Annotated in this window: 10 protein-coding genes; 5 read left to right on the top strand and 5 right to left on the bottom strand. The window is 61.1% G+C overall.

The window, feature by feature from the left end:
* The first annotated feature begins 7 nt into the window (after nucleotides 1–7).
* Genes HMPREF3147_RS10445 through HMPREF3147_RS10430 form a run of 4 tightly spaced genes read left to right on the top strand, consistent with a single transcriptional unit; the run spans nucleotide 8 to nucleotide 3669 of the window.
* Nucleotides 8–1276 (top strand): alpha-hydroxy acid oxidase, encoded by a 1269-nt coding sequence (locus HMPREF3147_RS10445; protein ID WP_070447298.1) that lies wholly within the window; start codon nucleotides 8–10, stop codon nucleotides 1274–1276.
* A gap of 27 nt (nucleotides 1277–1303) precedes the next feature.
* Nucleotides 1304–2125, top strand: a complete 822-nt coding sequence (locus HMPREF3147_RS10440) for a DNA-formamidopyrimidine glycosylase family protein (protein WP_070447295.1) — start codon at nucleotides 1304–1306, stop codon at nucleotides 2123–2125.
* Nucleotides 2126–2135: 10 nt separating this feature from the next.
* Complete coding sequence (locus HMPREF3147_RS10435) at nucleotides 2136–2549, top strand: YccF domain-containing protein (RefSeq protein WP_070447292.1); 414 nt, start codon at nucleotides 2136–2138, stop codon at nucleotides 2547–2549.
* Nucleotides 2550–2601: 52 nt separating this feature from the next.
* Nucleotides 2602–3669 carry an HNH endonuclease signature motif containing protein gene (locus tag HMPREF3147_RS10430; protein ID WP_246815769.1) on the top strand — a complete coding sequence of 356 codons (1068 nt, stop codon included), beginning with the start codon at nucleotides 2602–2604 and terminating at the stop codon, nucleotides 3667–3669.
* A gap of 164 nt (nucleotides 3670–3833) precedes the next feature.
* Here the strand turns inward: HMPREF3147_RS10430 and pgi are convergent, their stop codons facing one another.
* The 3 genes from pgi to HMPREF3147_RS10415 form a co-directional block, all read right to left on the bottom strand.
* Nucleotides 3834–5468, bottom strand: a complete 1635-nt coding sequence (gene pgi, locus HMPREF3147_RS10425; protein WP_070447284.1) for a glucose-6-phosphate isomerase — start codon at nucleotides 5466–5468, stop codon at nucleotides 3834–3836.
* A 101-nt stretch (nucleotides 5469–5569) separates the two neighbouring features.
* Nucleotides 5570–6463, bottom strand: coding sequence for a trypsin-like serine protease (locus HMPREF3147_RS10420; protein ID WP_070447373.1), 894 nt, complete (start codon nucleotides 6461–6463; stop codon nucleotides 5570–5572).
* Between the two features lie 67 nt (nucleotides 6464–6530).
* A complete protein-coding gene (locus tag HMPREF3147_RS10415; protein ID WP_070447280.1) occupies nucleotides 6531–6893 on the bottom strand; it encodes a chorismate mutase in 363 nt (120 codons plus the stop codon).
* Between the two features lie 122 nt (nucleotides 6894–7015).
* Here HMPREF3147_RS10415 and pcrA point away from each other — a divergent pair, with 122 nt between their 5' ends.
* On the top strand, nucleotides 7016–9541 hold the full coding sequence (gene pcrA / locus HMPREF3147_RS10410; RefSeq protein WP_070447277.1) for a DNA helicase PcrA: 2526 nt from the start codon (nucleotides 7016–7018) through the stop codon (nucleotides 9539–9541).
* Between the two features lie 4 nt (nucleotides 9542–9545).
* Here the strand turns inward: pcrA and HMPREF3147_RS10405 are convergent, their stop codons facing one another.
* Nucleotides 9546–10301 carry a M23 family metallopeptidase gene (locus HMPREF3147_RS10405; RefSeq protein WP_070447274.1) on the bottom strand — a complete coding sequence of 252 codons (756 nt, stop codon included), beginning with the start codon at nucleotides 10299–10301 and terminating at the stop codon, nucleotides 9546–9548.
* A gap of 386 nt (nucleotides 10302–10687) precedes the next feature.
* A complete protein-coding gene (locus HMPREF3147_RS10400) occupies nucleotides 10688–13384 on the bottom strand; it encodes an FtsX-like permease family protein (RefSeq protein ID WP_070447270.1) in 2697 nt (898 codons plus the stop codon).
* Between the last annotated feature and the right edge of the window lies 1 nt (nucleotide 13385).

The raw sequence follows: 13385 nt of genomic DNA, 5'->3' as shown, positions 1-13385 counted from the left end.
TGTTGCCATGCGGCTAAAGCGCCAACTGCCTAACGTGTCCGAGCTGAAGAACCTCATGAGGTTTGAAGCACCCAACCTCGACCGCCGGGCTGCCCGCTTGGCGGAGGCCGCTGATGTGTGGGATCTGCGCAAGATAGCCAAGCGCCGCACACCCAAGGCCGCCTTCGACTACGTTGACGGCGCAGCCCGCGACGAGGTCAGCTACCAAGAATCCCGCGATTTCTTCCGCGACGTGCGCTTGCTCCCTAACGTTCTCAACGGCGCACACGACATTTCCTTAAACACCGAGATCGCTGGCGAGCCCGCGGCCCTGCCCTTCGGCATCGCGCCGACCGGCTTTACCCGCTTCATGCACGCCGAAGGTGAGGACGCCGGTTCCCAAGCCGCCCGCGACGCAGGCATCCCGTTTACGCTCTCCACGATGGGCACGCGCTCGGTGGAGGAGGTCGCGGCCTCGCAAGGCACTAGCGGGCGCCGCTGGTTCCAGCTCTACCTGTGGAAGGACCACTCCGCCTGCCAGGAGCTCATCGAACGTGCTGCCGCCAACGGCTATGACACCCTGGTGGTCACCGTGGACACGCCCGTGGCCGGCCAGCGTCTGCGCGATACCCGCAACGGCATGCGCATCCCGCCGCGCCTGACCGTCGGAACCGTCTTCGACGCCGCGTGGCGCCCGGAGTGGTGGTTCAACTTCCTCACCACGGACCCGGTTACTTTTGCCTCCCTGACCTCGACCACCGGCACCCTGGGCGAGCTGGTCAACACCATGTTCGACCCGGGCCTTAACTTCGAAGACCTGGCGTGGATCCGCGAGTCCTGGCAGGGCAAGCTCTTTGTCAAGGGAATCGTCAACCCCGAGGACGCCCGCAAGGTCATCGACCTCGGCGCCGACGGCATCGTGGTGTCCTCCCACGGCGGGCGCCAGCTCGACCGCGTGGTCAACACCCTGCAAGCCTTGGAGGCCGTGCGAACCGAGGTGGGCCCGGACGTGGAGATCATCTACGACTCCGGCGTCATGTCCGGCGTCGACATCGCCATTGCGCTGGCTCTGGGTGCGGACTTCGTTCTCATCGGCCGCGCCTACCTTTACGGGCTGATGGCCGGCGGCAAGGAAGGCGTCGACCGCGTCATTGAGCTGCTGGCGGAGGAGTTTAAGAACACCCTGCAGCTGCTCGGTGTGAAGAGGATCGAAGACCTAGGCCGGCAGCACGTGGTCACCCCGTGGGAGCCGGGCGCGCTTGCATTCGGTGTGGGAAAGGATGCGCCGGTAGAGTAGGCACCCGTTCGGTGAGGAGGTTCTACTGTGCCAGAGGGCGATTCTGTACTGCAGCTGTCGAACCGGCTGCAGTTCATGGAGGGCCGGCGCGTGACCTCCTCCTCCCTGCGCGTGCCGCGCTATGCCACCGTGCGCTTTGACGGGCTGGTGTGCGAGGAAGTCTGGCCCTATGGCAAGCACCTCTTCATGGACTTCGGAGGTGAGCTGATCTTGCATACGCACCTCAAGATGGAGGGCACGTGGGCCATCCACTATGCCGGTGACCGCTGGCGCAAGCCCGGGCACAGCGCGCGCGTAGTGCTGCAGATGGAGAACACCCCGCGCGATATCGAGCTGGTAGGGCACTGGTTGGGGCACGTGGGAGTGTTTCCCACGCGCGAATTTGAGCAGCGCATGGCGCACCTTGGCCCCGACATCCTCGCGCCAGAATGGGAAGAAGGAGGCTTCGAGGAGGCCGTGCGCCGCATCGAGACCCGCCCGGAGCGCAGCATCGGTGCGGCCCTCTTGGACCAGCGCAACGTGGCGGGCTTGGGCAACGAGTACCGCGCCGAAATCTGTTTCTTGGCCGGCGTTCATCCAGCGACGCCGGTAGCGCTTGTCGACGTCCCCCAGATCCTCACCCTCTCCCGCCGCCTCATCTGGGCCAACCGCGATTCCCCGGTGCGCGTGACCACCGGTGTGAAGCGAGCAGGGGAGACCACGTATGTCTTCGGGCGCAACCGACGGCGCTGTCGGCGCTGCGGCACGCTGATTGAGAAATCCACGCTGGGTGGCGTGGACGCCGGCGGCGACGAAGGAGAGCTGGAGCGTGTGATCTGGTGGTGCCCACACTGCCAGCCGCGCCGCTAGGCTGGGATGTATGAAGATCATTTTTAACATCATCTGGTTGGCAACTGGTGGCCTTGTCCTCGCCCTAGGCTACTTCCTTCTTGGCATCCTGGCGTGCATCCCCATCGTGACCATCCCCGCAGGCGTGGCCTCGATGCGCATGGCCAACTTCGCGCTGTGGCCCTTTGGGCGCTCCGTGGTGCAGCCGGTCAAGGGCACTGGCGGCATGTCGGCCTTCTCGAACGTCGTGTGGTTCTTGGTAGCCGGCTTGTGGCTCGCCATTGGCCACGTCACCACCGCGGCAGCCCAGGCGGTGACCATCGTGGGTCTTCCGGTTGCCTGGGCCAACCTAAAGATGATCCCGGTGACATGCTTCCCGTTCGGCCGCAAGATTGTCGACTCAGATGAGATCCCCTTCGGCTGGGAGTCGATGATCAAGCTTTAACGATTCTCTCTCCGGTTGCGGGGGTGGTCAGGGTGCTTTAGTGTTCTGGGTCATGGGGGATTTAGAGACCTATTTCTCCTACCGCAACTCGGGGATTTCTTTGGTGGAGCTGGCGGTAGGAGGCGAGAAACGTTTACGCGCACTCGGCGCTTCGCCTGCTGACGCCGCCGAACTGGCACGCCTGAACCACATTTACTTCGGCGCCACGAAATTCACGGGTAAGCAACGACAAGCTCGAGCCCGAGCTGCCGAACAACGCCATGATCTGGCCACACTCAGCCTCATCGAGTCCTATACCAAGAAACTGAAGAATCAGCTGCATGCCTGGAACCTAAGGGTCAAGCTTGCCGGTACCCCAGCACACAACATCCCAGCCGTGGCGGCCAAGCGCTTAAAAGAGCTCAAGCCCAAACGCGTGCCCACACCTGGTGTGCGCATGACCTATCGCGCTGACGGTCCACACTCGCTGACCATTACCGATGACCCCATGACCGTGACCGAGATGCGCGGCGTGCTGGAATCCATCAACCAGGACAACCTGCTGGAAGCAGCCAATCACGTCTTCTTCACCAAGTCCCACGGCGGAACCAAACCAGCCGTATTCACCAGCGTGGTGGTGACCTTGGACAAGCTCGACAAGATTGTTAGCGGCGACGGCGATGACATCGTGCTCGAACTAACCAATGGTGGCCGAATGACCGGCACGGAGTTTTTGAACTACAAGTTTGCCGAGATCGGCTACGTCACCCTCATCCACCCCACCATCGGGCCGGTGTGGCTGCACCGCATGAAACGCCTAGCCGGGTTTGAGCAGCGCATGATGGCCAGCGCCGAGCATCCGACCTGTGCCAGGAAGGGGTGCAATAAGCCTGCTGATTATGCCCAGGTGCATCACCTTGTGCCGTGGAAGGCAGGAGGCACCACCGACCCGCCGAATCTGACGATGCTGTGCGCTTATCACAACGGCGTCAATGATGATGACCCAGAGAAACCCACCGGTGCCGGCTACGTCTTCCGACTACGCGGCGATGTGGACTACATCCCACCCTGGGGTGAACCAATCACCGCCCAGGCGGCGTATCAAGCCGCGCAACACGGACTTGGACCGCCCGACAGCTAAACCGCCACGCAACACAAAAGACACCCGGATGCCCGCAGGAAGGTAAAACACCACGCGGACGCCCACAGGGCCTCCGCGGCGTTGGCGATCCCGCATGTCGATTGCGCGTTAAAAACGCGTGAACCCCCGACCGTTCGGCCGGGGGAGACGTCGCCAAGCAGTGCTTAGCGGTGGCTGCGGTACCAGCCGATGAGAGCATCGGTGGAGCCGTCGCCGGATGCGGCTTCCTCCTTGCCGGAGACAGCCGGTGCCAGGTCATTGGCCTGCTGCTTGCCAAGCTCCACGCCCCACTGGTCGAAGGAGTTGATGTCCCAGATGATGCCCTGGGTGAACACGATGTGCTCGTAGAGCGCGATGAGCGCGCCAAGGGTCTGCGGGGTGAGCTCCTCCGCCAGAATCGTGGTGGTGGGACGGTTGCCCGGCATCACCTTGTGCGGAACGAGGGCTTCGTCCACGCCCTCAGCAGCGATTTCCTCAGCGGTCTTGCCAAAGGCCAGAACCTTGGTCTGCGCGAAGAAGTTACCCATGAGCAGGTCATGCATCGAGCCGGTGCCGTCGGCAGTGGGGAAGTCCTCCTTCGGGCGGGCAAAGCCGATGAAGTCCGCCGGGATGAGCTTGGTGCCCTGGTGCATGAGCTGGAAGAAAGCGTGCTGGCCGTTGGTGCCCGGCTCACCCCAGTAGATTTCACCGGTCCCGGCGCTGACTGCGGTGCCATCACGGCGCACGGACTTGCCGTTGGATTCCATGGTGAGCTGCTGCAGGTAGGCAGGGAAGCGGCCGAGGTCCTCGGAGTAAGGCAGCACCGCGTGGGTCTGCGCACCGAAGAAGTTGGAGTACCACACGCCGAGCAGGCCCATCAGAGCCGGCACGTTCTGCTCCAGAGGAGCGGTGCGGAAGTGCTTATCCATGGCGTGGAAGCCTTCGAGGAAACGCATGAAGTCCAGGGGGCCGATGGTGCACATCAGGGACAGGCCGATGGCGGAATCGACGGAGTAGCGTCCGCCCACCCAGTTCCAGAACCCGAACATGTTCTGGGTGTCGATGCCGAACTCCGCGACCTTCTCCGCGTTGGTGGAGACTGCAACGAAGTGCTTGGCGACGGCCGACTCGTCACCATCAAACTGCTCAATGAGCCAGCGGCGCGCGGCGTGAGCGTTGGCTAGGGTTTCCTGGGTGGTGAAGGTCTTGGACGCGACGATGAAGAGGGTGGAGCCTGCGTCGAGCCCGTCGAGAGTTGCGGCGAGATCTGCCGGGTCGACGTTGGAGACGAACTCCGCGCTAATGCCCGCTACCTCGTAGGAGCGCAGGGCCTTCGCGGCCATGGCCGGGCCCAAGTCGGAGCCGCCGATGCCGATGTTGACCACCTTCTTGATGGTGTGGCCCGTATGTCCCAGCCACGTGCCGGAGCGCAGCGCGGTGGCGAAGTCGCGCATGCGGCCTAAAGTTTCGTGGACGTCGGCAGCGACGTCCTGGCCGTCCACGCTCAAATCTTTTTCAACAGGCAGGCGCAGCGCGGTGTGCAGCACGGCGCGGTCCTCAGTGTTGTTGAGATGCTCGCCGGCGAACATGGCATCGCGGCGTCCCTCGACGTCGGCGGCGCGGGCGAGGTCCACCAGTGCGTTGAGGACTTCCTCATCGATGAGATTCTTTGACAGATCCACGTGCAGGCCCGCAGCATCGAAAGAAAAATCTGCGGCGCGGGAAGTGGAGTTGGCAAAAAGCTCACGCAGGTTGAGGTCCTTTTTGCTCTCAAAAAGCGAGGTGAGCGCGGCCCACTGCGGCTGAGCGGTGATGTCCATTGCAAAAGCCTTTCTGGCAGGTAGCAGACATGAAACTTACTGTGTCCACCGTAGTCCAGAAATCCCTTCGCTGCCGAAGCAGAAGGCTGCACTGCGATGAACTAGGCGTAGAGCTTTAAATCGAATTGCTTCATCGTGTTTCCGATCTCCATGGCGCCCACTTCGACGTCAGAGGGATCCTGGTCGTTGCCGAAGGACAGCACACCAACGGCCCAGAGCTTGCCGTCGATGGAAGCATAGACTGGTCCGCCACTATCTCCCGGGGCGCTGTCATTGCCGAAAGTAAACAGCCCTTGATCCTCGTGGCGGTCGATGAAGTTGCCACAGGAGACTCCTCGCGTGGAGCCGGCGCGGCAAATTGTGGGCTTCGTCAAAGCAACGTCCTCAAGGGGCATCCATCCCGCCAAAGGCGCGTTCAGAGCAGGTGACGTCGAGACTTGGGCGGCTGGGTTGGAGACCTCGATGAGCGCGATGTCGGCTGAGTTAATCCTGTCCGTATTGGTATTGCGGGCCTCTAACACCATCTCGCCGATCTTCACGTTGTCTCCAGCGCGATCCTTGTAGAAAAAGGTGTCGCCTTGATCCCCGCAGTGGCCGGCGGTGAGGATAAAGAGGCGCTCGCCGTCGCCAACGAAATGACCAGCGGAGCATCGTCCGCTGCTGTCTGCGTTGTAAATTGCGACCCCCGGAGTGAGAACACCAGCCGTCATGAAGTATTCAGCTGCCTCCGGTTGGGCCAGATCCACGCGGGGATCGGGGCGTTCCGCCTGGGGGATTTCAGTGGTGTTATCCCAGAGAGAATCGCTGTCGAGGACTTCTTCCGAACCCCTATTTGTTCCGGAGTCCTGTGCGCGGCCGGAATCACCGATGGCAGGAAGGTTCAGGGTTGTGGTGGTGATGGTAGCGACGTGGGAGGAAGAACCGCTGCAGGCGGTCAGCGCGAAGGCGGAAGTAGCTGCGGCGAGAGTTGCAGCGAGACGAGAGAAAAAGCGCATGAAGAGAGAGTAGCTCACGACCTAGCGTGAGGCGCGTGCGTTGGGGATTATTCCGCGGGCCGCTCAGCTAGCCAAGCTTGCCGCGTCCCAATCGCAGCAGGGCAGAGGCAATGGCGGGGCCTTCCTCGCCCAACTCGCTGCGGAATTCGTTGAGGATAGCGATTTCGCGGGTATGCACCAAACGGGTACCACCTGAGCTCATGCGCGTCTTACCAATGGTGCGGGAAATATCGGTGCGGCGCTTGATGGCGTCGAGAATAACGCGGTCGAGGCGGTTGATTTCTTCGCGGTAGCGCTGAATCTCGGCATCGCTCAGTGGATCATCGGTGCCCGAGGGCATACGAATATCGAGGCCGTTGTCCACGACGTTGGGGTCTTGGTGTTCGGGGCCCAAGCCCGAGTCAGGGGGGCCAGATTGTGAAGCGCTCATGTCTTCAGATTGTGCCACCACGTTCGAGCAAAGGGGAATTATGAGTCGTGACGTTGGTCTTCGCCGGTAGGAAGTGGTGTGGGAAGGCAATGTCCGGTGGTGCTAGTAGGTTGGAGAGCATTATGAATAACAATTCTCCGTTTAGGCCCCGTTCTTCTTCCGCTCCTTCCACCGACGCCTCCGCCGGTGGTTTTTCCCCCGTGCCCGGACCCAACGCGGATACCCCTTCCGGTCAGGCTTCTGATCCGTTGCTGGAAGGATTAAACCCCCAACAAGAAGAGGCCGTGACGCATTCGGGCTCACCGTTGCTCATCGTGGCCGGCGCGGGTTCGGGCAAGACCGCCGTGTTGACCCGCCGCATTGCATATCTCATGCGCGAGCGCGGGGTCGCCCCGTGGCAGATCCTTGCCATCACCTTTACTAATAAGGCAGCCGCGGAGATGAAGGAGCGCGTGGGCCAGCTTGTCGGGCCTGTGGCAGAACGAATGTGGGTGTCCACTTTTCACTCCATTTGTGTGCGTATCTTGCGTAATAACGCCCAACTGGTGCCTGGGTTGAATACCAATTTCACCATCTATGACGGCGATGATGCGCGTCGGCTGCTCACCATGATTGCCAAAGACATGCAGCTGGATCTCAAGAAGTACTCGGCACGTGTTCTGGCGAACCAGATTTCCAACCGCAAGAATGAGCTCATCTCTCCGGAGCAGGCGCGCGCGGAGGCAGAGAGGACGAAGAATCCTTTCGAGCTCACCGTGGCGAGCGTGTACGAGGAATATCAGCGCCGCCTGCGTGCCGCGAACGCGGTGGACTTCGATGACCTCATCGGGGAAGTGGTGCGCATCTTTAACCAGCACCCACAGGTAGTGGAGTTTTATCGCCGCCGCTTTAAGCATGTGCTTATCGACGAATACCAGGACACCAACCACGCGCAGTACGCGCTTGTGTCGGCCTTGGTGGGCAGGGGAGAGCTGCCGCCGGATGCGCCGGAGCTATGCGTGGTGGGTGATTCTGATCAGTCAATTTATGCCTTCCGTGGAGCCACCATCAGGAATATTCAGGAGTTTGAGAGGGATTATCCGCAGGCGCACACGATTCTGCTCGAGCAAAACTACCGGTCGACGCAGACCATCCTGAACGCGGCGAATGCGGTCATTGCGAAGAATGAGGGCCGCCGCGAGAAGAACCTGTGGACTGCCCACGGCCAGGGTGAGCAAATTGTCGGCTACGTGGCGGATAATGAGCACGATGAGGCGCGGTATATCGCCTCGGAAATTGATTCCCTAGCGGATAAAGGCACGGCCTATTCGGATATTGCGGTTATGTACCGCACCAACAATGCTTCGCGCGCATTGGAGGATATTTTCGTGCGCTCGGGCATCCCGTACAAGGTGGTCGGTGGCACGCGCTTCTACGAGCGCCGCGAGATCCGGGACATGGTGGCTTATCTGCGCATCATGGATAATCCGGATGACACGGTGAGCTTGCGCCGCATCGTTAACGTGCCGAAGCGCGCTATTGGTGACAAGGCGCAAGCACAGATTGCTCTGCACGCGGAGAACCTTGGGGTGAGTTTTGGGGCTGCTCTCCGCGATGCGGCAGCGGGCAAGGTTGCCGGGCTTGGCACACGGGCAGTGAATGCCGTAAGCAAATTCAACGAGATGATGGAGGGCGTGCGCGCGCAGATTCCGGGCATGGTCAACGAAGTGACGGGTCAACCGGATTTGGGAGAGCTGCTCAACGCGCTTCTCGATGCCACCAGCTACCGCGCGGAGCTTGAAAACTCCAACGACCCGCAGGATGGGGCACGCCTCGACAACCTCAACGAGTTGGTGTCGGTGGCGCGCGAGTTCAGCTCTGAGGCGGCCAATGAGATGGCTTTCTTGGGTGCAGATGCAGAGGAAGCCCCGGAGCTCTCGGAAGGTGAAGCCGCGCCGGGCTCGCTTCAAGCCTTCCTTGAAAAGGTCTCGCTGGTGGCGGATGCAGACCAGATTCCGGATCATGAGTCAGGAGTAGTCACGCTGATGACTCTGCACACCGCGAAGGGTCTGGAGTTCCCAGTTGTCTTCCTCACCGGCTGGGAGGATGGTCAATTCCCACACATGCGCTCCCTGGGGGACCCGAAGGAGCTCAGTGAGGAGCGCCGCCTCGCCTACGTGGGTATTACGCGTGCTAGGGAACAGCTCTACCTCACGCGCGCGATTCTCCGCTCGTCCTGGGGTAACCCGGTGACGAACCCGGCCAGCCGCTTCCTCGCCGAGGTCCCGGAAGACCTCATCGACTGGCGCCGTGAAGAACCAGACAGCTCGCTGTCCGGCGCGTGGGGTGGAGATGATTCCTATCAATACGGGCGAACCTTCGACTCAAGTAGCGGGTTCTTTGGGTCCCGTGGGGGCGGCTATGGCTCGCGGGGCGCTGCGTCTTCCCCTTCGCAGCGCTCGCGCAAGCCAGCTCCGGCAACATCGATGCCGAAGAATAACCATCTCAATTTAGTTGTGGGGGACCGTGTTAACCACGCGAAGTACGGGCTGGGCACGGTCATCGAAGCCTCCGGTACCGGCGCGCGGGCGACGGTCACCGTGGACTTCGGCTCAGCGGGCAAGGTCCGCCTCATGCTCATCGGCGGTGTGCCGATGGAAAAGCTTTAAAGCTTTAGATGAGGATGCCGCGCTCGCTGAACCAATCCACCGGATCAACGGCCGCGCCGCCGCCCGGGTGCACCTCGAAGTGCAGGTGTGGGCCGGTGGAGTGGCCCTCGTTGCCAATGACGGAGATCTGGTCGCCGGCCGTGACTCGGTCACCGACGTTGACCAAGAGCTGATCACTGGGCATGTGGCCGTAGACGGTGATAGTGCCGTCGTCGTGCTGGATGCGGATCCAGTTGCCGAAGCCCTGGGCTGCGCCGGAAGAGATGACCTCTCCATCCATGACAGCGTAGATGGGCGTGCCAACTGGGTTCGCTACATCGATGCCGTTGTGGAAGGAACCCCACCGCGGGCCAAAGCCAGAGGTAAAAGTACCGGAGGTCGGAAAGACCACGGTATTACCGTTGGCATCCTGGCCGCGCGTAGGGGTGAGGCCGGAGTGATCGCCCTGTGGGGCGAAGGCCTCGGCGAGACCAGGAATGCTGGAGGGATCGAGGACGATATCGAATCCGTCCTGTGTGGAGTTGATTTCCGGGGTGGAGGCCCCGTTGAGGGCTCCGGCCGTGGAAACGATTAGCCCGGAGAATGCTTTGAAGAGGTCGGCCTTGGAGTCTTCCTTGACTTCGATGTCGCCGGCGGTTGGGCCCTGGGAGGACCCGTCGGAGACATCCACGCTTGCTGCCGGTTCGGCGGCGAACGCTGGGGCCGTCACGGTAGCGGTGGTGACCGCCACGGCGGCGAGTGCGCTGAGCGTGCGCTTCATAACTTCACGTCCTTAAGTCCTGCTGTGGCTCGCTTCCGCCGGCGTCAGCGGCAGGAAGCTTGTGAGCGATAGGGCACGGCCATACAGCCGTTATGCGCCTTGAAGCCTGCGACACGCCGGCGCGGGTGCAGCTGCGTGCTGAGGCTCTGTGGCAACGAGATACAAACTATCCCGAGCTATCACCCTGCGCAACGTCTAAAAATGCAGGTAAATACAGGGATTGTTCGAAAAACTATCGAACACCCCAGCGTGTTACATATGTGAAAGAAGTGAAAATTGTTACAGGGGTAAAGTAGAGGTTTAAAGAATGGGGGTAGGCTATGGGGGTGTGAAAAGAGTAGTTCCCCAGCCGAAAGCTCGGCCAGGGAACAACGGGGCCTACGGAGCTATGTCAGCGAACGTGATTCGCTGCGATCCCGTGCGGTCAGCGGCCCCGTCTTATCGCTGCGATTCACCGCAGCCGCCAGTGCGGCGGCCAGAAGCGGCACGATAAGCACGGCGAGGAATTGCCACCAATCCGGGGTGAAGTAGTCTTGCGGGCGCAGACCATAAGGTGGGGTCGAGGAAACGAATCCAGAACTATCGGCAAAGAAGTACGTGCCGAGATGACCGGCAATTACGCCGAAAAGCATGCTTACGGTGGCCAGCATCCAGGTCTGCCACGCCGCTACCTTGGCCATCAGCGAAGGGTGGGCGCCGATGGATTGCAGCACGGTGCTTTCCTGGCGCATGCTGCTCACTGCGTTGGCAATGATGAGCGCGAGCACGATGAGGCAGACGATCCCCATTCCGAGGCCCAGGTAGTAGCGGAAGTTCTCGGGAGTAGTGACTGCGAAGCTTAGCGAGTATTGCGACTGCGAGGCGCTCGCTGTCAGGTCTCGCAGCTCTTCGCGCTCTGACTCGCTTGGGGGTTCGTCGAACGTGAGGGCTTGGCCCACGTAGAAGGGCTCCATGTTCAGCTTTTCTGCTGCCTGCTGGCTAATCAAGACTACGTCGCGGGCCGCAGTGGGGAGGGCCTCCACAATTGGCAGATCAGCCTCCTGTGTTCTGCTCGGTTCTTGGCTGTCAATGCGGTTATAGGATTTTACGGTCACCGTTCCATGTGTGTTATCCCCGACGTGGCTGCTGTGGGGAAGCACGATGCCGCCGGCATCCAACGTCTGTGCCGCTGCGCGTCGATCCTCTTCCGAGTCGAACTGCCAGAGCTCAAGCTGGGAAGAATCCGTTTGGACCATCCTGCTTTGATAGATCAACGGGTTATAAGGAAATGACGTCATCAACTCGTGCGCACACTCCTGGCGCGCTTCTTCAGAATCATCGGTGCGCCGCCCCTGGCTATCCACGAAGACTGCCCTCTCAACTGGCTTGCTGAGATCGACCTGCTCGCACTGGTAATCAAATTCGGTGGTGAGCTCGTAAAACGTGCCATCCTCCGGAAGGCTGAAAGACGTCGTCCACGAAGGGAAAGCGTAGAAGGAGTGTGTGCGAACCCCGGTAGCCTGCTGGATGGCCTCTGCTGCCGCGCGTTCTTCCGGCGTGGACACCTGCGTTGGTTGGTCAAACGTCGTCTCTTCAATCAGCGCTGTGGTCTCCGGCATGACAAGCGCTTCTTCGGCTACGCTCTTTGCGCTATCCGTCATGATGCCCACGCCAAACAGGGAGGCGACGAAGGCAACTGAGACGAGAGCGATGGACGTCGGCAAGGCGTGCATGCTGCGCCGGGTCAGGCCGCGTCCAGCCAGACGCAACGCGAGGGGGCCGCGATGAGATAGTAAGGAGCATAGGAAGACCAAAGCGGGGGCAGACGCGGCAACCGCGATGACTCCGAAGAGAGCCAGCACCGTGGGGATATACCCGCCCCATGGGCTGAAGCTGAAGAGCACGAGCAGAAGCAAGAATGCCGGGCCGATGGCCATCCACCGACGGAAGCGCAAGAGGCGGTCGGGGGCGGCGCCTTGAATTGCTGTGGACAGGGCGCCACGTTGCGCCAACCACGCGGGAACGATGGAGACAATGACACAGCCTGCCACCGCCACGAGCCATGCGAGGCCAATAGCTAGGAAGGGCGGGCGTGCAGCAAAGTCCGGATAGCGGGCTGTCCACCACACCCATGAGACCGTTAGGCCAACGATTACACCGATGGTGGCGCCGATTAGTCCCATCAGCAGGCCATAGGCCATCACTGCGAACATGATGTGGCGTGGTAATGCACCCTGGCTCGACATCAGCGCGTACAGGCGCGTATTGCGTCCGGTAGCCAGCGTGAAGACGGGCGCGAGAAGGAAAAGGATGAGCAATCCGGCGATGGCGTAGAGGCCGAAGAAGAAGAGCACGAAAAGAATGCTGCTCAGGATTCCGCCAAAGGAATCCGACTCAGAATCGGGTCGGTCCGTATCTCGCAGCTCCGGTGCCCAGATTTCCAGCCCAGCTTCACGGGCACGGTCGGCATCCTCTTTGGTCAGCGTTGTATCACCCACGATGACCCAGGAGGTGTTTATCTGAAAGGACGGGTCGCTGAGAGCGTCATTGAGGGTGGGGGAGGTGACAAAGTCATAGTTTTCGGGAGCAATAGCCGCGACCGTGACTTGGTGGTCGCCGCTCAGAGCACTGGTGCGCACGGTGATGACGTCTCCAACGGAGGCGTCGAGCTTGTGTGCGGTAGAGCGCGATAGAACTGCCTGGTTGGGGCCAAGATTGAACTTATCGACGGCCTCCTGTGCGGGCTCCGGCGGATTCTCTGCGTCGAATTGATCTACCCAGGAGCTGGCTGACTTCCCATTATGGACTAGTGACGTGCTAGAAAAAGCGGTGACTGGGCTGACGCTGAGGCCTCCAGGAAGCACGTCGGCAGCTAGACCTGGCACGTCTTCATAACTAATCTCCGGGTGTTCGGCGCTGATCTGCAGGGTTCGCTCGGGTGAGCTCAAGGCCGCGGAGAGCCGACCAGAGGAATTATCAAAGAGTGCCATTCCGATGACAAGGGCCACCGGTAGCGCAATGAGCATCACGGCAGCCAAAGTGCGCCATGGATGAAGCTTGAGATCGCGCCTCGTCGGGCGGGTGGCGGCATTAATGCCGGACATA

The organism is Corynebacterium sp. HMSC05D03 (assembly GCF_001807205.1).
GTDB lineage: Bacteria > Actinomycetota > Actinomycetes > Mycobacteriales > Mycobacteriaceae > Corynebacterium > Corynebacterium aurimucosum.
Note: the sequence above shows the minus strand (reverse complement) of the source record. Positions and strands in the feature narration are given on the sequence as shown.

Excerpts from the sequence above, each read along its gene's own strand:
- HMPREF3147_RS10445 (WP_070447298.1), top strand. The coding sequence starts at position 8 with ATGCGGCTAAAGCGCCAACTGCCTAACGTGTCCGAGCTGAAGAACCTC.
- HMPREF3147_RS10435 (WP_070447292.1), top strand. The coding sequence starts at position 2,136 with ATGAAGATCATTTTTAACATCATCTGGTTGGCAACTGGTGGCCTTGTC.
- HMPREF3147_RS10430 (WP_246815769.1), top strand. The coding sequence starts at position 2,602 with ATGGGGGATTTAGAGACCTATTTCTCCTACCGCAACTCGGGGATTTCT.
- pgi (WP_070447284.1), bottom strand. The coding sequence starts at position 5,468 with ATGGACATCACCGCTCAGCCGCAGTGGGCCGCGCTCACCTCGCTTTTT.
- HMPREF3147_RS10420 (WP_070447373.1), bottom strand. The coding sequence starts at position 6,463 with ATGCGCTTTTTCTCTCGTCTCGCTGCAACTCTCGCCGCAGCTACTTCC.
- HMPREF3147_RS10415 (WP_070447280.1), bottom strand. The coding sequence starts at position 6,893 with ATGAGCGCTTCACAATCTGGCCCCCCTGACTCGGGCTTGGGCCCCGAA.
- pcrA (WP_070447277.1), top strand. The coding sequence starts at position 7,016 with ATGAATAACAATTCTCCGTTTAGGCCCCGTTCTTCTTCCGCTCCTTCC.
- HMPREF3147_RS10405 (WP_070447274.1), bottom strand. The coding sequence starts at position 10,301 with ATGAAGCGCACGCTCAGCGCACTCGCCGCCGTGGCGGTCACCACCGCT.
- HMPREF3147_RS10400 (WP_070447270.1), bottom strand. The coding sequence starts at position 13,384 with ATGTCCGGCATTAATGCCGCCACCCGCCCGACGAGGCGCGATCTCAAG.